Source organism: Arthrobacter hankyongi (assembly GCF_022012395.1).
Classification (GTDB): domain Bacteria; phylum Actinomycetota; class Actinomycetes; order Actinomycetales; family Micrococcaceae; genus Crystallibacter; species Crystallibacter hankyongi.
In genome coordinates, this window is the sequence record NZ_JAKLTQ010000004.1 from 94777 (window position 1) to 114971 (window position 20195).

Here is a 20195-nt window from a genome sequence, read left to right on the forward strand (position 1 = left end):
CACTGAACCGCAGGGGGGCCGGCACGGATGCCCCGGCCGGCCCCGCGGCGGGCAGCGGCGGGTCAGCCGTTGGCGGTTTCCTTCGCGCGGTCCTTGGCCGGGACCTCCGTGTGCAGGCGGCGCACGAACGGGGCGCAGGCGACGGCGGCGAGGCCGAGGATGCCGCCGACCGTGAAGGCGAGGCGGACGCCGTCGACCAGTGCGATGTTCCCGGCGATGCCGCTGGAGGCCGCGATGGAGGTGCCGATGGTCATGGCGGCAATCAGCACCGCGGTTCCGGCGGCGCCGGCCAGCTGCTGCAGGGTGTTCATGATCGCGCTGCCGTGGCCGTACTGCTCGCGCGGCAGGGCGCCCAGGGCGACGGTCATCAGCGGGGTCATCAGCATGGCCATGCCGATGCAGAACACGGTGTGGAAGGTAACGATCAGGCCGACCGGGGTGTCGACGTGGACGCTGCCCAGCAGCCACTGGCCTCCGGCCAGCAGGACGGCGCCGGGAATCACGATCGGCCGCGGCCCGACCTTGTCGTAGATGCGGCCGACGAGCGGGGACACGATGCCCTGGACCAGGCCGCCCGGCAGCAGGGCCAGGCCGATGGCCAGGGTGGTCAGGCCCATGCCGTTCTGCATGAAGATCGGCATGACCATCACGGTGCCAAGCATGGTCGCCATCGCGATCATGACGATGACCACGGAGATGCGGAAGTTGTGCACCTTGAACGGGCGCAGGTCCAGCAGGTCGGATTCGGTCCGGCGCAGCGCGCGCTGGCGGCGGATGAACAGGCCCAGTGCGACGGCGCCGACCACCAGTGCGGCGACCGGGGCCCAGGCGCCTTCCAGCAGGCTGGCGATGGAGGAGAGCGCGTAGACGATGCCGCCGAAGGCGAAGGCCGACAGGATGACGGAGGGGATATCCAGCGGAGCCTTGCGCGTTTCCCTGCCGGTCTTGATGGCGAAGACGCCAAAAAGGAACACGATGGCGGCGGCCGGAAGCATCAGGCCGAAGACCCAGCGCCAGTCCAGCGAGTTGATGATGGCGCCGGAGAGGGTGGGGCCGATGGCCGGCGCCACGGAGATCACCACGGAGTTCAGCCCCATGACGGTGCCGCGGTGCCGGACCGGCACGGAGGTCAGGGTGGTGGTCATCAGCAGCGGCAGGATGATCGCGGTGCCGCCGGCCTGGATGATGCGGGCGGCCAGCAGCACCGCGAAGGTCGGGGCGATCGCCGCCAGTGCGGTGCCGGCGATGAACAGCAGCAGGGCCCAGATGAACAGCGAGCGGGTGGTGAAGCGCTGCAGCATAAAGCCGGTGGTCGGGATGACCACGGCCATGGTGAGCATAAAGCCGGTGGTCAGCCACTGTGCGGTGGTGGCTTCGATCCTGAGGTCGGCCATCAGGTTGGGCAGGGCGACCGTCAGCACGGTCTCGTTCAGGATCATGAGCAGCGCCGACAGCACCAGGGCGCTGATCACGGCGGCGACGCGTTTGACCGGGATCCGTTCCGGCTCCGCGGCCGCCTCCACCTGTCCGGGCGGAATTTTCTCCTCGAGGACGTTTGCCATGGGCACCTTCTTCTGTGGGGTTGCTGTGGGGCCGGGCCGCGGGCGTGCCCGGTCGGAAAAACGGGAACCGGAGCCGGTCAGGCCGCCTGCCGCCGGGCAGCACGGAATCTGCGTGGATCTCCGGTTGAAATAATACTTATGAAAGTATAAGTGATTGGCCGGCCTGATACCAGCCGGGCAGGTGGTTATTCGGGTTCTTCCAGCAGGGCGGCAAGGCGCTGCAGGGCCGGCAGGCTGGCCTGGATCTGTGCCTGTTCGCCCGGCAGCAGTCCGGCGGCGGCCGTGGCCAGGGCGTCGGCCCAGGCAGTCTCCAACAGGGTCTTGATCCGCAGCGATTCGGCCGTGGGGTGCAGCGTGACGTAGCGCTTGTCGGCGGCGTCGCGGGTGCGGGTGACCAGGCCGAGGGCCACCAGTTCCCGCAGCTGGGTGCTGACATTGCTGAACTGGCGGCCCAGGCGGGAGGCGACCTCGGCAACCGTGGTGCCCGGGTGGTCCTCGATTACCCGCAGGATGTCCAGTACTCCGTTCGGCAGCGGGGCCACCCCCGTGTGCTCGAGGGATTTCCGGCGCACGCTGGCCGAGATGTCGATCGCCGCCACGGCCAGGGCCCGCAGGTCCGCACCTCTGGCCTGCAGGGCGTCCGGCTCAGCATTCTCCATGCCACCAGCTTAGGTGCCTGCCTGGATATGTTCCGGGTGGCGTGGGCGAGGGGACAGGGGCATTTTCCGACAGATGGGCGTGATTGGTCACTGGGCTTGGTGTTGTTCGCTTTCGCTGGCGGCGTCGGCCAGACTGGAGCCTGACGCTACTGTCCGGACCCGGGAAAGGCGGAGGCATTGATGGCAGCAGAACCCGGATCGACACCGCACCGCAAGCGGATTGGCTTCCTGTCCTTCGGGCATTGGCAGGCCGTCCCGGGGTCCAGCGTGCGCACCGCGGCCGATGCCCTGCTGCAGAGTATCGAGCTAGCGGTGGCGGCCGAGGAGCTGGGTGTTGACGGCGCCTATGTCCGGGTGCACCACTTCGCCCCGCAGCTGGCCTCCCCGTTCCCACTGCTGGCCGCGATGGCCGCGCGCACCAGCCGGATCGAGCTGGGCACCGGCGTGATCGACATGCGCTACGAAAACCCGCTGTACGCAGCCGAGGAGGCTGCCGCTACGGACTTGATCAGCGGCGGGCGGCTGCAGCTGGGGATCAGCCGCGGATCGCCCGAGCCGGCGCTGCACGGCTCCGAGTCTTTCGGCTTCGTCCCGCGCGAGGGGCAGACGGATGCGGACCTGGCCCGGGAGCACACCCGCCTGTTCCGGGCCGCGATCGCCGGGGCGGGCGTGGCCCGGGCCAATCCGCAGATGACCGGCGCCGCCGGGGCCCTGGCCATCGAGCCGCAGTCCCCGGGGCTGCCGGAGCGGATCTGGTGGGGGTCGGGCACGCGCCGGACCGCCCGGTGGACGGCCGAGCAGGGCATGAACCTGATGAGCTCCACGCTGTTGACGGAGGACACCGGCGTGCCCTTCGGGGACCTGCAGGCCGAACAGATCGCCGTCTACCGCGAGGCCTGGCGGCTGGCCGGCTGGGAACGGACGCCGCGGGTCTCGGTCAGCCGCAGCGTCATTCCGATCACCAGTTCCGAGGACCTGCTGTATTTCGGCAGCCGGGAGGGCGAGGAGGACCAGGTCGGGTTCCTGGAGGGCGCAGCCGCCCGGTTCGGCCGGACCTACACCGGGGAACCGGATGTCCTCGCCGAGGAACTGGCCAAGGACGCGGCGGTCCAGGCCGCCGACACCGTCCTGCTCACCGTCCCGAACCAGCTCGGGGTCGACTACAACGCCCGGCTGCTGGAGACGATCGCCCGGGAGGTGGCGCCCGCGTTCGGCTGGCAGCCGGCACGCGCATGATCTGCCGTGCACCGCCGGCCCCGGGCAGGCCCGGGGTCGGCGGCGCACCCCGGGTCCTTTGATGATTTGCATTCAAATGCATGTATTGTTGACTCATCACTAACTGGTGCCGCCGCCATGGAACCATAGCCGGAACGGCTGCAGCATCGTCCGGCGACGAACGGGACAATCCGGCATACACTCGGCGAAGGAGCTTCGAATCCCTGTGAGGTGCACATGAGCAATCTCGAGCCCAACCCGCCCGAACTGACCTGCACGGAAGCCGGCAGCGTGCTGACCCACACCGCCGTCCAGGTCCTGGAACCGCGCGAGGTGCCGCTTGGCGGGCCCCGGGCGATGACCGTGCGGCGGACCCTGCCGCAGCGGGAAAGGTCGCTGATCGGCGCCTGGTGCTTCGTGGACCACTACGGGCCGGACGACGTCGCGGCCACCGGCGGCATGCGGGTGGCACCCCATCCGCACACCGGCCTGCAGACAGTCAGCTGGCTGTTCACCGGGGAAATCGAGCACCGGGACAGTGCCGGCAACCACGCGATGGTCCGCCCGGGAGAGCTGAACCTGATGACCGCCGGCCGCGGGATCAGCCATTCCGAGGTCTCCACGGCCGCAACCTCCATGCTCCACGGCGCCCAGCTGTGGCTCGCCCTGCCGGACGCGTCGCGGTTTGCCGATCCGGGCTTCGAACACTACGCTCCGCCGGCCGTTGCCGGGGACGGCTTCGAGCTGCGGGTCTTCCTCGGGTCGCTGGCCGGCAGCACCTCGCCGGTGCGCACCTTCTCGCCCGTGCTCGGGGCGGAACTATTGATCGACGCCGGCGCTACCGTCCGGCTGGCGCTTGACCCCGGCTTCGAGCACGGCGTGCTTGTGGACCGCGGCAGTCCCGCGGTCAACGGACGGCAGGTCAGCCGCGGGGACCTGGCCTTCCTGCCTCCGGGCGAGGATGAACTCGTCCTGACCGCCGGCGGCGGGCCGGTGCGGGTGCTGCTGCTGGGCGGCGAGCCGCTGGGGGAGACGATCGTGATGTGGTGGAACTTCATCGGCCGTTCGCATGAGGAGGTCGTCCAGTACCGGGCCAACTGGCAGTCCCAGATCGGGGCCGTACCGGTCGGCCCGGGGGTGCCGGAGGAAGGCAGCCAGTTCGGCACCGTCGTCGGAGACACCCTGGATCCGCTGCCGGCCCCGGTGCTGCCGAATGCAAGGCTGCGTCCCCGTGGCTGAGCCGGGAACCCGCGCACCCATCGAGGTGGTCCACAACCCGCAGCGGCACCGCTACGAACTGCACGACGGCGGCGTCATCGGCTTCACCAAGTACCGGCTCGGCGAGGGCAAGGTCATCTTCATTCATACCGAGGTGGATGACGCCTACTCGGGCCAGGGCCTGGCCTCGAAGCTGGCCCGCTACGCGCTGGACGATGTGCGGGCCTCCGGCCGCCGGATCGTGCCGCTGTGCCCGTATATCGCGTCCTGGCTGCGCAAGCATCACGACTTTGACGACATTGTGGACTGGCCGGCGGAGCAGGAAGGGTAGCGGATTGGAACCATTGCACGGAGGCAAGCTGTACCTGGACAAGCAGCATCCGGCGGTCTGGCGCGGCCTGAACGGCCTGGCGCTGAAGGCCAAGGAGGCCGCCGAGGCGGCCGGGATGAACCGGATCATGATCGAGCTGATCAACGTCCGGGTTTCCCAGATCAACGGCTGTGCCTACTGCCTGGACATGCACGTGGCGGACGCCCTGGCTGCCGGGGAAACCACGCAGCGGCTGGCGGTGCTGGCGGCCTGGCGGGACACCGAGGTGTTCACGCCCAAGGAGCGGGCCGCCCTGGCCCTGGCCGAGACGGTCACGGAACTGCCGGCCGCGCACGACCTGGAGCGCGAGCTGGCCGCGGCCCGCACCCAGCTCAGTGACGACGAGTACTCGGCCGTCAACTGGCTGGCGATCAACATGAACGCCTTCAACCGGGTGTCTATCGTCAGCAAGCACCCGGTGCGCCGCCCGAAAACCGCCGGGAGCCAGGCGGCCGCGCAGCAGTAGCGCGTCAGCCGGCCGGCTTCATGCTGCCGGTTTCGACGAACCGCTGGTGCCAGGACAGCGCCTCGCCGAGCAGGTGCGGAGTGTGCTTGCCGTAGCTGTCGCGGCAGGCCCGGTCGAAGTAGTCCTGCAGCATCGGCTGGAAGTCCGGATGCGCGCAGTTTTCGATGATGATGCGGGCACGCTGCTTCGGCGCCAGCCCGCGCAGGTCGGCCAGGCCCTGCTCCGTCACCACGATCATCGTGTCGTGCTCGGTGTGGTCCACGTGGCTGGCCATCGGCACGATGCTGGAGACAGTGCCGCCCTTGGCCGTGCTCGGGGACATGAACACGGACAGGTAGCTGTTGCGCGCGAAGTCGCCGGAGCCGCCGATGCCGTTCATGATCCGGGTGCCGGCAACGTGGGTGGAATTGATGTTCCCGTAGATGTCGGCCTCGATCATGCCGTTCAGGGCGATGCAGCCCAGCCGCCGGACCAGCTCCGGGTGGTTGGAAATCTCCTGCGGGCGCAGGATGATGCGCTCGCGGTAGTAGTCCACGTTGGCGTTGAATTCGTCCACCCCGGCCCGGCTGAGCGAGAACGAGGTCGCGGAGGCCATCTTCAGCACCCCGTCCTTGAGCAGCTTGAGCATGCCGTCCTGGATGACCTCGGTGAACGCCGTCAGGCCCCGGTAGCCGCCGGCGGCCAGGCCTTCGAGCACGGCGTTGGGGATGTTGCCGACCCCGGACTGCAGCGGCAGCAGGGTCTCGGCCAGCCGGCCGCGCTTGATTTCATGCTCGAGGAACTCCAGCAAGTGCCCGGCAATCTGCCGCGAGGCCTCGTCCGGCGGATTGAACGGGGAATTGCGGTCCGGCCCGTTGGTTTCCACAATGGCGATGACCTTGTCCGGATCCACCCGCAGGTAGGGCTCGCCGATCCGGTCCTCGGGGCTGGTCATCGGGATCGGTTTCCGATTCGGGGGCAGGGCCGTGCCGTAGTAGATATCGTGCATACCTTCGAGTTCCGCCGGCTGGAACCGGTTGACCTCGAGGATGACCTTGCCGGCCTGCTCCAGCCAGGTCTTGTTGTTGCCTACCGACGAGGACGGGATCAGCCGGCCGTCCTCGAGCACCCCGGCCACCTCGATGACGGCGAGGTCGATGTCGCCGAAGAACCCGTACCAGGTGTACTGGCCGACATGGCTCAGGTGGATGTCGATGTAGTCCAGTTCGCCGGCGTTGATCCGCGCGCGCATCGTCGGGTCGGACTGGTACGGCAGGCGCAGCTCCAGGCCGTCCACCTTGGCCAGCGCGCCGTCGAGCTCGGGGGCGGTGGAAGCGCCGGTGAGGACCTTGATCCGGAACGGATGCCCGGCGTCGTGCTCTGCCTCCATCCGGGCGGCCAGCGCCTGTGGGACGGCCTTCGGATAGCCGGCGCCGGTGAAACCGCTCATGGCCACGGTCATGCCCGGATTAATCAGTGCGGCTGCCTGCTCGGCGGTCACTACGCGCTCCAGCATGCGGGCGTCTCGGATGCGGTCGTGCATGATGCTCCTTCGTCCAGTCTTCCGGAACCACCTTAGGCCTTCTCAGGCCTGCACAGCCGTGCCCGCGTTTCCGGCCGGCGGGCGCAGCGCCTGGGCGGCGGTGCCCCGCACGACGGCGGTGAGCCCGTCCAGCAGCGCGGAGCCGATCTTCCAGCGCTGCCAGAACAGCGGTACGTCGACGGGCGATTCCGGCGCCAGTTCGCGCAGCGTGCCCTGCTCCAGGTCCGCCAGGCACTGCTGTTCCGGCAGCAGCGCCCAGCCCAGGCCGAGCCGGACGGCGCCGGCGAATTCGGCGGACGCCGGGACGTAGTGCCGGGGCGCCTCCAGGACGCGTCCGGTCAGGCGCCGGAAGAAGCGGCTCTGCAACTCGTCCTTGCGGTCGAAATCGACCACCGGCGCGCGGCCAAGCCAGCCCAGCCGGGCCGTGCCGGCGTCCCGGGGCTGGTGCTGCGCCAGGAATTCCGGGCTGGCCACGGCACGGTACCGCAGCGAGCCGAGCGCCTCGACCGTGCAGCCCTGGATCTTGGCCGGTGCGGCCGTCACCGCGGCCATCACCCGGCCGGCCCGCAGCAGGTCGGCCGAGTGCTGCTCGTCCTCGCGGTGGAGCTCGAAGCTGGCCCCGGCGTCGCGGGGCAGCCTGGCCAGCACCGGCAGGAACCAGGTGGCCAGCGAGTCCGCGTTCACCGCCAGCGGCAGCGTCACCGCCGCCCCGCCGCCGGCCAGCTCCCGGGCGGTGTCGGCCTGCAGTTGGCGCACCTGCCGGGCCAGCCGCATCACCGGCTCCCCGGCGGCGGTGGCAACTACCGGCACGCTCCGCTGCAGCAGGACCCGCCCCGCCGCCTGCTCCATCGCCTTGATCCGCTGGGATACCGCGGAGGCCGTGACCTGCAGCTGCCGCGCCGCGGCCTCGAAGGTGCCGTATTCGACGACAGCCGCAAAGGTGGCCAGATGCTCAAACTGGAAGTCCTTCATTAGAAGATCTTAGGCATCATGAATTTCTTTAGCTGGGCTCACGACGTTCGGGCGGGTAGCGTCGAGGAACGTGAATGCAGCAGTTTTTGGGCCCGTGGCCCTGGGCCTTGGCACCGGCCTGGCCCTGATCGTGGCCATCGGCGCCCAGAACGCCTTCGTCCTGCGCCAGGGCATCCGCGGCGGCTACGTCGGGCTGGTCGTGGCCATCTGCGCACTGTCCGACGCAGTGCTGATCGCCGCCGGCATCCTGGGCATCGGCACGCTGATCCAGGCGGCGCCCGCGGTGGTGGACGTGGTCCGCTACGCCGGCGCGGCCTTCCTGGTCTGCTACGCGGTGATGGCAGCGCGGCGGGCCCTGCGTCCTGGGGCGCTGGTTGCCGTTGACCAGGACGGGGGATCCGGCGCCGGAGCCGTGGCCGCCACGGTGCTGGCGCTGACCTGGCTCAATCCGCACGTGTACCTGGACACCGTGCTGCTGCTGGGCACGGTGGCGAACAACCAGGGCCCGGGGCGCTGGTGGTTCGGTGCCGGCGCCATGCTCGGCAGCCTGCTCTGGTTCAGCGCGCTCGGCTTCGGGGCGCGGCTGCTGCGGCCGGTCTTTGCCCGGCCCGGTGCCTGGCGGATCCTGGACGGGCTGATCGCCGTCGTGATGCTCGCCCTCGGCATCCGCCTGGCCGCCGGATCCTAGCCCGGCAAGCGCCGTTTTCAGTCCTCCGGTGCGTGCTCCGGCAGGCCCTGCAGCAGGCGCGCGGTCCGGCGCGCATCCCGGTAGGCCATGGCGACGGAGGCAATGGCCAGGCCGACGCTGATGATCCCGAGCGGGTTGCACAAGGCGGTGGAGACCCCCAGCGCAGGTTCGCCGAGCAGCCGGGACATCACCGAGCCGCCGCGGTCGCCGAAATCCGGGACGGTGAAGCCGAACCCGAGCGCGGCCAGCCAGGCGCAGGCCAGCACTGCGGAGGTGCCTGCGGAGGCGGCGAACGGCCGGTAGTGCGCCGCCGTCGCCGTGGTCCGGACGCCGGCCAGCAGCAGGAGGAGGAACAGCACCGGGCCCAGCGTGAAGGCCAGCAGCGTGGTCAGTTGGCCGCCGACGCCGAACAGCACCCGGCCGCCGGCTGCCCACAGCGGGACGAGCAGGGCCATCGGAATGCTCAGGGCCGCGGCGAGGGTGCGGAACGCGTTGGCCGGACGGTCGATACGGCGGCTGCGGGCGGCGGTGGAACTCACCCTGCCACTATATGGCGGGCCGAAGGCGGCGCAGCGCTCAGCCGCGGGAGGTGCCGTCGTCCAGGGCCTGCCGGCTGCGGCGCACGTGGCTGCGGGCGTGCTCCACGGCGGGCGGCAGTTCGGCAAAGAGATGGTTCTGGTGCCGCAGCGAGTCCAGCACGCCGACCCGGCGGGCCAGCGCCAGGTGCCGCTCCTGGATGCCCTTGATCAGCACCGTGATGCCGCGGCGCTCCAGCGCGGTGACCAGTTCGGCAATGACCCGGGCTCCGGTGGCGTCCAGGATCTGCAGCTGCGACATGCGCAGGATCACGACGCTGACGTTGCGGATGCCGCCTACCCGCTCGAGCAGCCGCTCGGCGGCGCCGAAGAACAGCGCGCCGTCCAGCCGGAACAGCGCGATCCGTTCATCCCCGTCCCGGGCGGGCCCGGGCAGTTCCTCGCGGTGCACGCCGCTGGAAGTCACCAGCGAACGCAGGGCGAAGAAGGCGGCGACCACGATGCCGATCTCCACGGCCTGGATCAGGTCGAAGGCGACGGTAATGACCGCGGTGACGAAGAAGACGACGGTGTCCGCCCGGGTCGAACCGATGACGCTGCGCAGCGTGGCCGGGGAGACCATCCGGGCGGCGGTGACCATCAGCACCCCGGACAGTGCGGCCAGCGGGATCTGTGCGACCAGGTCCGCGCCCAGATAGACGACGGCGATCAGCACCAGGGCGTGGACGATGGCGGCCAGCCGCGACTGGGCGCCGGAGCGGATATTGACTGCGGTGCGCGCAATCGCACCGGTGGCGGGCATGCCGCCGAAGAAACCGGCGGCCACCGAGGCCAGGCCCTGGCCCGCCAGCTCCCGGTCCGCGTCGTATGGGCCCGTGTCGGAGATGGACGCGGCCACGCGCGCCGAGAGCAGGGACTCGATCGCTGCCAGCGCGGCGATGGTCAGGGCAGGACCCAGGAGCGCGCCCAGCACGGCCGGATCGGCCGGCGGCAGGGCCGGGACGGGCAGGGCATGGGGCAGCTGCCCGATCCTGGTGACCGGCAGGCCGGCCAGCTGGGCGAGGACCGTCACCACGACGATCCCGATGATCGAGCCCGGCAGCTGCGGGTGGATTTTGGGTGCCAGCACCATGATTGCGGCGACGATCAGCACCAGGACCATCGGCCAGAACAGCGTGGACCAACTCGTGGTGCCCAGGGCCTGGACGGCGGCTACCGCGGCGTTGGTGCTGTGGCCGGGATGGACGCCGAAGGCCGCCGGGACCTGCTGCAGGAAGATGATGGCGGCGATCCCCAGGGTGAAGCCTTCGATCACCGGCCACGGAATGTAGGTCACCGCCCGGCCAAGCTTCAGCACGCCCGCAGCCAGCACGATGATGCCGGCCAGGATGGTGACCACCGGCAGCACGGCCAGTCCGTGGGTGGCAAGGACCGGAGCCAGCACCACCACCATGGCTCCTGTCGGACCGGAAACCTGCACGTTGGAACCGCCGAAAACGGCGGCCACGAGCCCGGCGACGATGGCGGTGACCAGCCCGGCCGCGGCACCGGCGCCGGAGCTGACCCCAAAGGCCAGCGCCAGCGGCAGGGCGACGATGCCCACCGTGATGCCCGCGGCCAGATCGGACTTCCAGCTGCGCCCCAGCATGGCGTAGTCCGCCTTGCCGGGCAGCAGGGCGCGGAGGGATGCGGTTGCCTTGCTCATTGCCGGCCTTCTTCCACCAGCCGCTCGTCCTGCCCGGAAATACCGGGAAGGCCGGCCGAGAGCTCCAGGTTCTTCCGCGTGGTGTCCAGCACCTCATGCAGCAGGCTGCGTGCCACGGCCAGCAGTTCCGCCACCTGCGTATGCGCGAGCCGGTAGAAGACCTGGCTGCCCCGGCGCTCGGAGTCCACTAGATGGTGCCGCCGCAGCACGGACAAGTGCTGCGACAAGTTGGATGCCTCCTGTCCGGTGGCGGCGATCAGCTCTGCCACCGGGACCGAGGGGGAAGCGGCCAACAGTTCGAGGATCCGGATGCGGACCGGGTGCGCGAGCCCTTTGAAGAGGTTGGCTTTGACCTCGTACAGCGGAACATGGAAATCGGCGAGGGGATCCATTGAATGCCTTCAGTAGTTAATGGATTTAGATTTTCATCATATAGCCATATCGCAAGACTGTCAGCGCCCGCGCGACGGGCCTGCGGCAGGCCGACGCAGCTGGGATTTCCCTGGCTCTGACGCGCCAATTCCTCATCTGTGACAGACATCACACCCATGAGTCGGCCGGCGGTCTGGATTCCATCGGCCCCGGGGGTTGGTAAGTGCGTGGTGGCTAGTGCAAACAATCGGGCAATGCGGACAGGGTGAGGTGGATCTCCCGGATTTCTACATTCAGCCGAATTGTACGTTTTGGCGTGAGAAGGGTCACAAAAGGGTTGCGATATGGGCTGGAATCGCCACAATCCGCCCGGCAGGAAGCCTGCTTCCCAATCGGAGGGCGCCAATAAGTCTCGATTTGGTAACGAGATAACGTCCGTGTAACGTTGCCGAAGTGCCCGGGGCAGTAGCCCTCGGCAGGCCGGGTGATCCGGCGTAAAAACCGAATATGCTCGGCGCTGCCCACACCAAATGCCGTCAACATGGCAGACGTCGGAAATGACCTCGATCTAACGAGTGGTTGACGGCGGCGCAAGGAAGTCCGGGGACGGATGGAGCGAAGGTGGCCCCGCGGAGCATCGTGAACGTACTTAAGAACAAGAAATTCAGCCGCGCCCTGCGCGGAACCCTGGCCGTTGCGGCCCTGAGCGGTGCGGGCGTCGCCATGGCAGCCCCCGCCAACGCAGCGGACGGCGCCACCTGGGACGCACTGGCCCAGTGCGAGTCCGGTGGCAACTGGAACACCAACACCGGCAACGGCTTCTCCGGTGGACTGCAGTTCACCCCGAGCACCTGGGCCGCCTACGGCGGCTCCGGCTCGCCGGAGAGCGCCAGCCGCGGCGAGCAGATCGCCGTGGCCGAGAAGGTCCTGGCCGGACAGGGCTGGGGCGCCTGGCCCGCTTGCTCGTCCAAGCTGGGGCTGCAGGGTGGCGGCGGCGGAGCCGCTGCTGCCGCCGCCGAGGTGAGCACCCAGTCCAGCCAGGTCGAGGTCCAGGCCCCGGCAGCTCCCGTCCAGGCGGCTCCGGTCCAGGAGGCCCCGGCCGCCCCCGCTGCTCCGGTCCAGGAGGCCCCGGCAGCCCCGGCCGCCCCGGCCACCAGCGGTGCAACCTACACCGTCCAGGGCGGCGATACCCTGGGCAGCATTGCCGCCAACCTCGGCGTGGCCGGTGGCTGGGAGGCCCTGCACTCGGCCAACGCCGGCACCGTAACGGACCCGAACCTGATCTTCGTCGGCCAGGTTCTGCAGCTGCCCGCCTAACACCAGGCAGCCACCAGACAACTGCGCCCGGCGCAGTTCACCTAGAGAGCCCCGCATGCTTCCCCGACCATGCGGGGCTCTCTTATGCCCGCAGCCCGGACCGGCCGAGGCGGTGCAGCCAGCGCGCGAAGGCCGACACCATCAGCACCGTGGCCGCGGCCCACGCCGCGGCCGCAACCCATACGCCCACCTCGCCGGTGCGCACCATCACCGGGATTCCTTCGTTCCGGCCGAAGAAGATCGTGGCGGCGGAGAACATCCCGAGCGGAAAGACGATGCTCCACAGCGAGGTTTCGTAGCGTAGCGGAAAACACCGCACCCCGTGCCGCCAGATGCCGAACAGCACCAGCAGCGGAATCAGCCACATACCCATCGCCCAAAGGACGTAGCTGGCCCCGGCCACGAACGGATCCGTGACCCGGGAGACCGGGAAATGTGCCGGCATCGCCAGGATCCGGGAGCCGGCCAGCACGGTGATGGCGGTGGCACCCATGTAGATCCAGTAAGTTGGGCTGAGGGATTCCGGCCGGTGTGGGCGCGTCAGCAGCCGCAGGGTGACCAGCGTGGCAACCAGCAGATAGAGCATCATGCCTACGCCCCACAGCCCGGTCGCCACGGCACCGACGAACTGGGTGCGGGTGGTGGTGCCGACGACGGCTGTCGCCGTCGCCAGGGACTGGGTGGCCACCACCCAGAGGAACCAGCTGCCGTTGGCATGCTGCATGACCGGTTCGGTGCGTTCCCGTAGCAGCAGCTCGCAGGGCAGCCAGTAGGTCAGCAGCAGCCAGACTGCCGCAGCGGCCAGCGCCAGCACCAGCCCGGCCTGCGTATTGCCGGCCAGGTCGTAGTGCAGGCCGACGACGTTGGCCGCGGCCACGATGGTGAAGAATCCAAAGACCGCCGATGGATCCCGCAGGTCGCGGACAAGTTCGCCGCGGTGGAACATGGCACGCCAGGCGGTGGCGGCGGCGAGCAGGACGCCGGCGGCCACAGCGATGGCGGCCAGGACACCGGACGGCCTATCGGCGCCCACCAGTGCGCAGCCGGTGGAGAGGATGCCGGTGGCCATGACGAAGGCGAAGCTGGAGGGCGGCAGCTCCCGGACCGCATGGTCCAGGGCGGCCAGGGCCCGCCGCGCCGCGCCGCCAGCAGGTCCGTCCGGCGCGCCGGCCGGTCCGCTCAGGTGCCCGGGATGTCCGCTTGCTGCCGCCATGTCCGGTCCGGTGCCTGCCAGCGTTCCAGCGCCGCCAGCAGGTCCTCGGCGGTTTCCTCGACGACCAGCGTGCTGCGGAACTCCTCCTTGACGAAGCCGGCACGGACCATGCCGTCCAGCCCCGCCAGCAGATGGTCCCAGAAACCGTCGATGTTCAGGAAGGCCACCGGCTTGGCGTGGATGCCCAGCTGCAGCCAGGTCCAGGCTTCGAAGATCTCCTCCAACGTGCCCACTCCGCCGGGCAGTGCCACGAACCCATCCGCGAGGTCGGCCATCAACTGCTTGCGCTCGTGCATGGTCTCCACCACGTGCAGCTGCGTCAGCCCCGAATGCCCGACCTCCGCGGACTGCAGCGCATCGGGAATGACGCCGATGACCTCGCCACCGGCGGCCAGCGCGCGGTCGGCGACCACACCCATCAGGCCCACCCGGCCGCCGCCGTAGACGATGCCGACCGAGCGCGCCGCGAGGCCGGCGGCGAATTCCCCGGCGGCCTCGGCATAGCGGGGATCGCGGCCGGGGGACGAACCGGTGAAGACAGCCAAGCGCATGCCTGCCATTATCCCACCGGCGTTCCACCGGGGTGAACGCTCAGCCGCCGGCGACGGACTGGATGAGCAGCAACTGCTGGCCGGCCTGGACCCGGGTGCCGGTGCCGTCGAGCCCGCGGATGTCCTCCCCATCCAGATAGCAGTTCACATAGCGGCGGATGGCGCCGGCCTCATTGCGCACGCGCCGGCCGAAGATCGGATAGTCCCGGGCCAGCACGTCCAGCAACTCGGCGACGGTGGTGGTGCCCGGCACCTGGACCGTCAGTTCGCGCCGGTCCCCGGTGTGCTGTGCCAGCACCGCCGGGACGAGGACGGTGACGGTCCCGCCGGCGTCGCCCATGGCTCCCGTTCCTTCCCTCAACTGCCGGCCAGCACGGCGGCACGCACGCACAGCACATCCGGCAGGTGCGAGGCGACTTCGGCGAAATGCGCCCCTTCGTCGGCGCTGGCATAGACGCTCCCGCCGCGGGTGCCCAGGTAGACGCCCGCCGGCTCGGCGGTATCGACGGCGGCCGCGTCGCGCAGCACCACGTTGAATTCGTGGTCCGGCAGGCCGTCGTCCAGCCTCAGCCAGGAGGCTCCGGCGTCGTCGGTGCGGTGCACTGCCAGCCGTCCGTCCGGCGGGATGCGCTCGCCGTCGGCCTTGATCGGGACGATCCATGCCGTGCCGCCGCGGCGCGGGTGGGCGAGCATGACGAAGCCGAAGTCGGTAGGCAGCCCGTCAGCGATCGGGACCCAGGTATCGGCGTTGTCGTCCGAACGGTAGATGCCATGGTGGTTCTGCGCATACAGCCGCCGCGGGTCGCCGGCATCGCGGGCGATCTTGTGCACGCACTGGCCGACTTCAGGATTCGGGTCCGGCATGAAGTAGGCGCTGATGCCGTGGTTGCGGGCCTGCCAGGACTGCCCGCCGTCGGCGCTTCGGTAGACTCCGCCGGTACTCATTGCCACGTGCACGGTGTCCGGGTCCGCCGGACTGGGCAGGATCGAGTGTGCGGCCGCACCGCCGTATCCGGCGCCCCACTGGTCCTTGTCCGGATGCTCCCAGAGCCCGCGGTTGAGCTCGAAGTGCTCGCCGCCGTCGGTGGATTTCCACACCGAGATCGGTTCGCAGCCTGCCCAGACGACGCCTGGCCGGTCCGCGCTGTCCGGCTGCAGTTGCCAGATCCGCTCTACCGCGGCGCCGTCGCCGGGTCCGAACCGGATGGCGCCGTTCTCCGGTTCGGTCCAACTGGCGCCCAGGTCGTCCGAATGGAATACCGTGGGGCCGAAGTGCTCGGAGCGGGCGCCGACCAGGATCCGCACACCGCCATCCCGGGTGTCCAGGCCGATGCTCGGGATCTCGTTCATCAGGAAGTGCGGTCCGGACAGGGACCATCGGCGCCGGTCCGGGCTGGTGCCCAGCCAGAGTCCTTTCTTGGTGCCGATGGCCAGCAGGGTGGTTCCGGGAGCGACGGCGTCTGCCATGGTCCCTATTCGACCACCGGCGCGGCGGCAGTGGCAATGGTGCCGTGCCGAATCTGGCCGGCCGGAACCACACCGGGGAGAAGCCGGGGGAGAATGGGCTGGTGCCTGCTGAACCGATGCCCGAAGACACCGGCCAGGAAACCAGGCCCGGTGGTGGCGGCAGCCTGACCTGGCTGTGGATCCTGATCGGGGCCGCCCTGCTGACCCAGACGTCGCTGAACCTGGTCCGGCCGCTGGTCTCCTATAAGGTGATCGCCCTCGGCGGCGACGCCGCGGCGGTGGGCCTGGTTGCCGCGGTTTATGCGATGCTGCCGGTCGTGGCCGCGTTGTGGCTCGGCCGGCTCAGCGACAGGCGGTCATCGCTCACCGGTCTGGTGGTCGCCGGCGCCCTGCTGCTGGCCGCCGCCGCCGTGTTCCTGGCGCTGGCCCCGGACCTGCTGTGGCTCGGCGCGGCCAGCGTGGTGCTCGGCATGGGACACCTGGTCTTCACCATTGCGGGTCAGTCGGCGATCGCCCGGTACGCACCCGTGGGCCACCTCGACGCCGGGTTCGGCTGGTTCACCGCAGCATTCTCCGGCGGACAGCTGCTCGGGCCGCTGCTGGCCGGGCTGCTGCTCGGCCACGGCCTGGAGTCCTCGGGCAGTGCCCGCATGGCGGCCATCAACTCGGCGCTGTTCCTGGCCGCAGGCATTGCCGCGGCGGCGGTGCCGCTGATGTTCGCTTACCGGCCCGGGCCGCGCCGGACACTGGACGGACAGCCGGCGGCGGGCAACGCGACGGCGGCACCACCCGTTGAAACCGCCCTGCAGATCCTGCGCCGGCCCGGGGTGGCCTGGAACATGCTCGCCGCCATGGCGCTGCTGGCCACCATCGACATCCTGGTGGCCTTCCTGCCGCTGCTGGCTGAGGAACGCGGCGTCGCCCCGCTGGTAGTCGGCACGCTGCTGGCCGTCCGGGCCTGTGCCTCGATCGTTTCCCGCCTGATGATTTCGCAGCTGCTGCAGCGCTTCAGCCGTTACCAGTTGCTGATCGCGAGCCTGCTCGGCGCCGGCGCCGCGCTGCTGTTCACGCCGCTGCTGCTGGAAAATTTCTGGGCCGCGGCCGTCAGCCTGGCCATTGGCGGACTGCTGCTGGGACTGGGCCAGCCGCTGACGATGTCGCTGATCACGCAGGCAGTGCTGCCGCAGTCCCGCGGCGCCGCGCTGGCGCTGCGGCTGCTGGGCAACCGGGTGGGCCAAGTCGTTTTCCCGCTGGCCGCCGGGCTGCTGGCCGCTCCGCTGGGACCGGCCGGCGCCATTTGGTTCGCCTGCCTGGTGCTGGGCGGCGCCGGAGCCGCCAAGCTGGTCCACCGGCGCTGACCTCCCGGCCGGGCCGCATCCGCGCTGCCGCCGCCTAACCGGCGGCGGGTTCCTTGCCGCGACCCGGCCCCGGGAGCATGCTGGTACGGACGAAGTCTCGGATGCGGGAGTTGGCCATGGACGAGGATCTGCAGCTGCGCAGGGAACTGTCGGAGCGCATTGAACGGCGCCGGGCGAGCATCGGCGCCTACCTGAAGCGGACGCGGCCGCGGCTGAGCAGGCTGAGCACCGCGAGTATTGTTGGCAGTTCGGTGGTGGCGGCCCTGACCGCAGGTCCGGGTATCGGCAAGCAGGACTTCACCAACTCGGTGGCCTCGATCCTGTCGCTTGAGGACAGTGCGGTGGTCTGGCAGTCCCTGTGCCTGCTGGCTACCGTCCTGTCCGTGGCGGTGGCCCTGACCACGCACTTCGCCACCTCCAAGGGCAGGGCCGAGCAGATCAGCGCGGCGGAAACCTGCAATGCCGAACTCGACGGGCTGCAGACGGCGCTGACTTTCGGTACCCTGCCGCTGGACGAGGCGGTCAGGCTGTACCAGCAGTATTCGGTCAAGGCCGCCTTCGTGGCGGACCTGCCACGTTCCGGGGCATAGCATCGTAGGGTGACGAAGGCCCGAATCCAACCAGCACAGCCCTGGCCGGGGCACCTGAAGGGAAGCAGGCCTTACCGGAACCTGCTGCTGGCGCTGCTGTTCGCCGGTGTGGCCACGTTCGCCCAGTTGTACTCGGTGCAGGCGGTGCTGCCCGGTATCGCCCGGGACTTCGGGATTACCCCGGCCGACGCCGCGCTCAGCGTGTCGGCCGCGACCCTGGGCCTGGCGCTGGCTGTCATGCCGTGGTCCTGGGTGGCGGACCGGGCCGGACGCAAACGCGCGATGACCTGGGCGATCTGCGCAGCGGTCGTGCTGGGCCTGCTGCTGCCGCTGGCGCCCGGTTTCGAGACGTTGCTGGCCGTGCGCTTTGCCGAAGGCGCGGCGCTGGGCGGGATCCCCGGCATCGCCTTGGTCTACCTGAATGAAGAGGTGCAGAAGCTGCACGCCGCGGTGGCGGCGGGCACCTACGTGGCCGGAACCACCATCGGCGGCCTCGCCGGGCGCCTGGTGGCCGGCCCGATCGGTGGGTGGCTGGACTGGCGCGCCGGGGTGCTGGCGGTGAGTATCTGCGCCGCGGCCGCCGCCGTCGTCTTTGTCTGGCTGGCACCGGCACCGCAGGGCTTCCGCCCGCTGGCGCGCGGACAGGGGCCGAGCCTGGCCCGGCGCATCCTGGCCAACCTGCGCGTGCCCCGGCTGCTGGCGCTCTACGCGCAGGGGTTCCTGCTGATGGGCGGCTTCGTGGCCGTGTACAACTACCTCGGGTTCCGGCTGGAGGCACCCCCGTTCTCGCTGCCGGCGTCCCTGGTCAGCCTGCTCTTCCTGGCCTACCTGGCCGGCACGGTGTCCTCCCGGCTGGCCGGCGGACTGACCATGCGGCTGGGACGGCTGCCGCTGCTGCTGATGGCGATCCCGGTGATGCTGGCCGGGCTGGCTGCCACGCTGGTGGATTCGCTGCCGGTCATCCTGGCCGGGCTGGTGGTGTTCACCGGCGGCTTCTTCGGCGCCCACTCGGTGGCCTCCGGGTGGACCCCGCGGCTGGCGGCGCAGGGCCGGGCGCAGGCGGCCGGCCTGTACAACTTCTTCTACTACGCCGGCTCCAGCCTGCTCGGCTGGGCCGGCGGCCTGTTCTTCGGCTCGTTCGGCTGGACCGGCGTCGCGCTGTTTGCCGGGGTCCTGGCACTGCTGGCCGGCACGACGGCGCTGCTCCTGCTGCGCGGGGCACCGGACTGACGGCCGGCTGCGCCGGACCGGACGGAATGTTCCCAGGGCGTTCACCGCCGGGACGGCTTCGCGTCGGTTCCGGCTCCTAGGCTGTGCGGGCAACCCGTACTTTCCAGGAGGACCCCATGTCGCTTCGCATCCTCGCCGCCGCAGCCGCGGCCGTACTGGCCGCAGGTCTCGCCGCCGCACCGGCCACGGCAGTCCCCGCTGCCGACGCGGCCGGTCCCGGCACCCAGGCCAAGGACTCCGCCTTCAGCTTCGGCGTCATCGGGGACATCCCCTACGGCGAGGCGGAGATAGCCAAGTTCCCGTCCCGGATCCAGGACATCAACGCCGATGCGGACCTGAAGTTCGTGGTCCACGTCGGCGATATCAAGAATGGCTCCTCGCGCTGCACGGATGAGTACTTCGCCGACATTCGCGCGGACTTCGACACCTTCGAGCACCCGCTGGTCTACACTCCCGGCGACAACGAGTGGGTGGACTGCCACCGGGCCAACAACGGCGCGTACAACCCGCTGGAACGGCTGGACACGCTGCGCGAGGTCTTCTTCCCGGTGGCCGGAAAGACGCTCGGCGGCACGATGCCGGTCAAATCCCAGGCCGCGGACGGCCTGCCGGAGAACGTCAGGTTCGCCAAGGACCGGGTAGCGTTCTCGGTGGTGAACGTCCAGGGCAGCAACAACTCGCTGCAGCCGTGGAGCGGCCTGGGCCTCAGCGAAGCAACGGCCGAACAGCTGGCCGAGGTGGAACACCGCACCGAGGCCGCGCTGCAGCAGCTGCGCGAAACCTTCCGCGACGCCAGCCGCCGCAACGACCGCGCCGTCGTGGTGATGACGCAGGCGGACATGTTCGACCCGGCGCTGCTGGCCGGCGCCACCGCGGACCCGGAGTCTGTCTCCGGCTTCCGGGCCATCGTCCATGTCCTGGCCGAGGAAGCGAACCGGTTCGACGGCGCCGTCTATCTGGTCAACGGCGATAGCCACGTCTTTGACGCGGACCGGCCGCTGGCGGCGGGGTCGGCATGGCTCGGCGTCTACGGCCAGGACGCGGCTGCGGGCAAGCTGCAGCGCATCACGGTGGATGGCTCGGCGAACGCCACGAACTACGTGCGGTTCACCGTCGCGCCGAACAGTTCCCAGGACTCCGGCGTGCTGTCCTGGGAGAAGGTCGGCTACCGGCAGTAGTTTCCC

General features: G+C 69.9%; 21 protein-coding genes. 10 read left to right on the forward strand and 11 right to left on the reverse strand.

Annotated elements, in window-relative coordinates; genetic code table 11:
* Positions 1-62: 62 nt before the first annotated feature.
* Both LVY72_RS08085 and LVY72_RS08090 read right to left on the reverse strand, forming a co-directional pair.
* Entirely contained in the window at positions 63-1562 is a 1500-nt protein-coding gene (locus tag LVY72_RS08085) for an MDR family MFS transporter (RefSeq protein ID WP_237819527.1), read from the reverse strand.
* A 185-nt stretch (positions 1563-1747) separates the two neighbouring features.
* The gene (locus LVY72_RS08090; RefSeq protein WP_237819530.1) at positions 1748-2221 is read right to left on the reverse strand and encodes a MarR family winged helix-turn-helix transcriptional regulator; all 474 of its coding nucleotides are present in this window, start codon (positions 2219-2221) and stop codon (positions 1748-1750) included.
* Between the two features lie 180 nt (positions 2222-2401).
* Here LVY72_RS08090 and LVY72_RS08095 point away from each other — a divergent pair, with 180 nt between their 5' ends.
* The 4 genes from LVY72_RS08095 (at position 2402) to LVY72_RS08110 (ending at position 5490) form a co-directional block, all read left to right on the forward strand.
* Positions 2402-3457: an LLM class flavin-dependent oxidoreductase gene (locus tag LVY72_RS08095; protein ID WP_237819532.1), complete on the forward strand. Its 1056-nt coding sequence runs from the start codon at positions 2402-2404 to the stop codon at positions 3455-3457.
* 216 nt (positions 3458-3673) lie between these two features.
* Positions 3674-4675, forward strand: coding sequence for a pirin family protein (locus tag LVY72_RS08100; RefSeq protein ID WP_237819534.1), 1002 nt, complete (start codon positions 3674-3676; stop codon positions 4673-4675).
* Complete coding sequence (locus LVY72_RS08105; protein WP_237819536.1) at positions 4668-4985, forward strand: GNAT family N-acetyltransferase; 318 nt, start codon at positions 4668-4670, stop codon at positions 4983-4985. Before LVY72_RS08100 ends, LVY72_RS08105 begins: the two co-directional genes overlap by 8 nt.
* A 4-nt stretch (positions 4986-4989) precedes the next feature.
* Positions 4990-5490 carry a carboxymuconolactone decarboxylase family protein gene (locus LVY72_RS08110; RefSeq protein WP_237819538.1) on the forward strand — a complete coding sequence of 167 codons (501 nt, stop codon included), beginning with the start codon at positions 4990-4992 and terminating at the stop codon, positions 5488-5490.
* Between the two features lie 4 nt (positions 5491-5494).
* Here LVY72_RS08110 and scpC read toward each other — a convergent pair whose 3' ends face one another.
* Complete coding sequence (gene scpC / locus LVY72_RS08115; RefSeq protein WP_237819540.1) at positions 5495-7012, reverse strand: succinyl-CoA:acetate CoA-transferase ScpC; 1518 nt, start codon at positions 7010-7012, stop codon at positions 5495-5497.
* A gap of 42 nt (positions 7013-7054) precedes the next feature.
* Complete coding sequence (locus LVY72_RS08120) at positions 7055-7984, reverse strand: LysR family transcriptional regulator ArgP (protein ID WP_237819542.1); 930 nt, start codon at positions 7982-7984, stop codon at positions 7055-7057.
* 70 nt (positions 7985-8054) lie between these two features.
* Between LVY72_RS08120 and LVY72_RS08125 the strand changes: the two genes are divergently transcribed.
* Positions 8055-8672: a LysE/ArgO family amino acid transporter gene (locus tag LVY72_RS08125; RefSeq protein WP_237819544.1), complete on the forward strand. Its 618-nt coding sequence runs from the start codon at positions 8055-8057 to the stop codon at positions 8670-8672.
* A gap of 17 nt (positions 8673-8689) precedes the next feature.
* On the opposite strand, the gene LVY72_RS08130 is transcribed toward LVY72_RS08125, so the two are convergent.
* From LVY72_RS08130 to LVY72_RS08140, 3 genes are read right to left on the reverse strand one after another with little or no spacing between them, the layout of a single operon-like run.
* Positions 8690-9211, reverse strand: coding sequence for a hypothetical protein (locus LVY72_RS08130; protein WP_237819546.1), 522 nt, complete (start codon positions 9209-9211; stop codon positions 8690-8692).
* Positions 9212-9248: 37 nt separating this feature from the next.
* On the reverse strand, positions 9249-10913 hold the full coding sequence (locus tag LVY72_RS08135) for a SulP family inorganic anion transporter (RefSeq protein ID WP_237819547.1): 1665 nt from the start codon (positions 10911-10913) through the stop codon (positions 9249-9251).
* On the reverse strand, positions 10910-11305 hold the full coding sequence (locus LVY72_RS08140; protein WP_237819549.1) for an ArsR/SmtB family transcription factor: 396 nt from the start codon (positions 11303-11305) through the stop codon (positions 10910-10912). Before LVY72_RS08140 ends, LVY72_RS08135 begins: the two co-directional genes overlap by 4 nt.
* Positions 11306-11924: 619 nt before the next feature.
* Here LVY72_RS08140 and LVY72_RS08145 point away from each other — a divergent pair.
* Entirely contained in the window at positions 11925-12602 is a 678-nt protein-coding gene (locus LVY72_RS08145; protein ID WP_372463685.1) for a transglycosylase family protein, read from the forward strand.
* A gap of 82 nt (positions 12603-12684) precedes the next feature.
* Here the strand turns inward: LVY72_RS08145 and LVY72_RS08150 are convergent, their stop codons facing one another.
* From LVY72_RS08150 to LVY72_RS08165, 4 genes are read right to left on the reverse strand one after another with little or no spacing between them, the layout of a single operon-like run.
* A complete protein-coding gene (locus tag LVY72_RS08150) occupies positions 12685-13815 on the reverse strand; it encodes a tellurite resistance/C4-dicarboxylate transporter family protein (protein WP_237819551.1) in 1131 nt (376 codons plus the stop codon).
* Complete coding sequence (locus tag LVY72_RS08155; RefSeq protein ID WP_237819553.1) at positions 13782-14366, reverse strand: LOG family protein; 585 nt, start codon at positions 14364-14366, stop codon at positions 13782-13784. Before LVY72_RS08155 ends, LVY72_RS08150 begins: the two co-directional genes overlap by 34 nt.
* Before the next feature lie 40 nt (positions 14367-14406).
* The gene (locus LVY72_RS08160) at positions 14407-14706 is read right to left on the reverse strand and encodes a MoaD/ThiS family protein (protein ID WP_237819554.1); all 300 of its coding nucleotides are present in this window, start codon (positions 14704-14706) and stop codon (positions 14407-14409) included.
* Positions 14707-14723: 17 nt separating this feature from the next.
* Positions 14724-15833 carry a WD40/YVTN/BNR-like repeat-containing protein gene (locus LVY72_RS08165; RefSeq protein ID WP_237819556.1) on the reverse strand — a complete coding sequence of 370 codons (1110 nt, stop codon included), beginning with the start codon at positions 15831-15833 and terminating at the stop codon, positions 14724-14726.
* A 101-nt stretch (positions 15834-15934) separates the two neighbouring features.
* Here LVY72_RS08165 and LVY72_RS08170 point away from each other — a divergent pair, with 101 nt between their 5' ends.
* The 4 genes from LVY72_RS08170 to LVY72_RS08185 all read left to right on the forward strand — a co-directional run bounded on the left by LVY72_RS08170 (position 15935) and on the right by LVY72_RS08185 (position 20189).
* Positions 15935-17191, forward strand: a complete 1257-nt coding sequence (locus LVY72_RS08170; RefSeq protein ID WP_237819558.1) for an MFS transporter — start codon at positions 15935-15937, stop codon at positions 17189-17191.
* 116 nt (positions 17192-17307) lie between these two features.
* Complete coding sequence (locus LVY72_RS08175; protein ID WP_237819560.1) at positions 17308-17781, forward strand: hypothetical protein; 474 nt, start codon at positions 17308-17310, stop codon at positions 17779-17781.
* Between the two features lie 9 nt (positions 17782-17790).
* Positions 17791-19011 (forward strand): MFS transporter, encoded by a 1221-nt coding sequence (locus tag LVY72_RS08180; protein ID WP_237819562.1) that lies wholly within the window; start codon positions 17791-17793, stop codon positions 19009-19011.
* Positions 19012-19127: 116 nt separating this feature from the next.
* A complete protein-coding gene (locus LVY72_RS08185; protein ID WP_237819564.1) occupies positions 19128-20189 on the forward strand; it encodes a metallophosphoesterase in 1062 nt (353 codons plus the stop codon).
* Positions 20190-20195 lie beyond the last annotated feature (6 nt).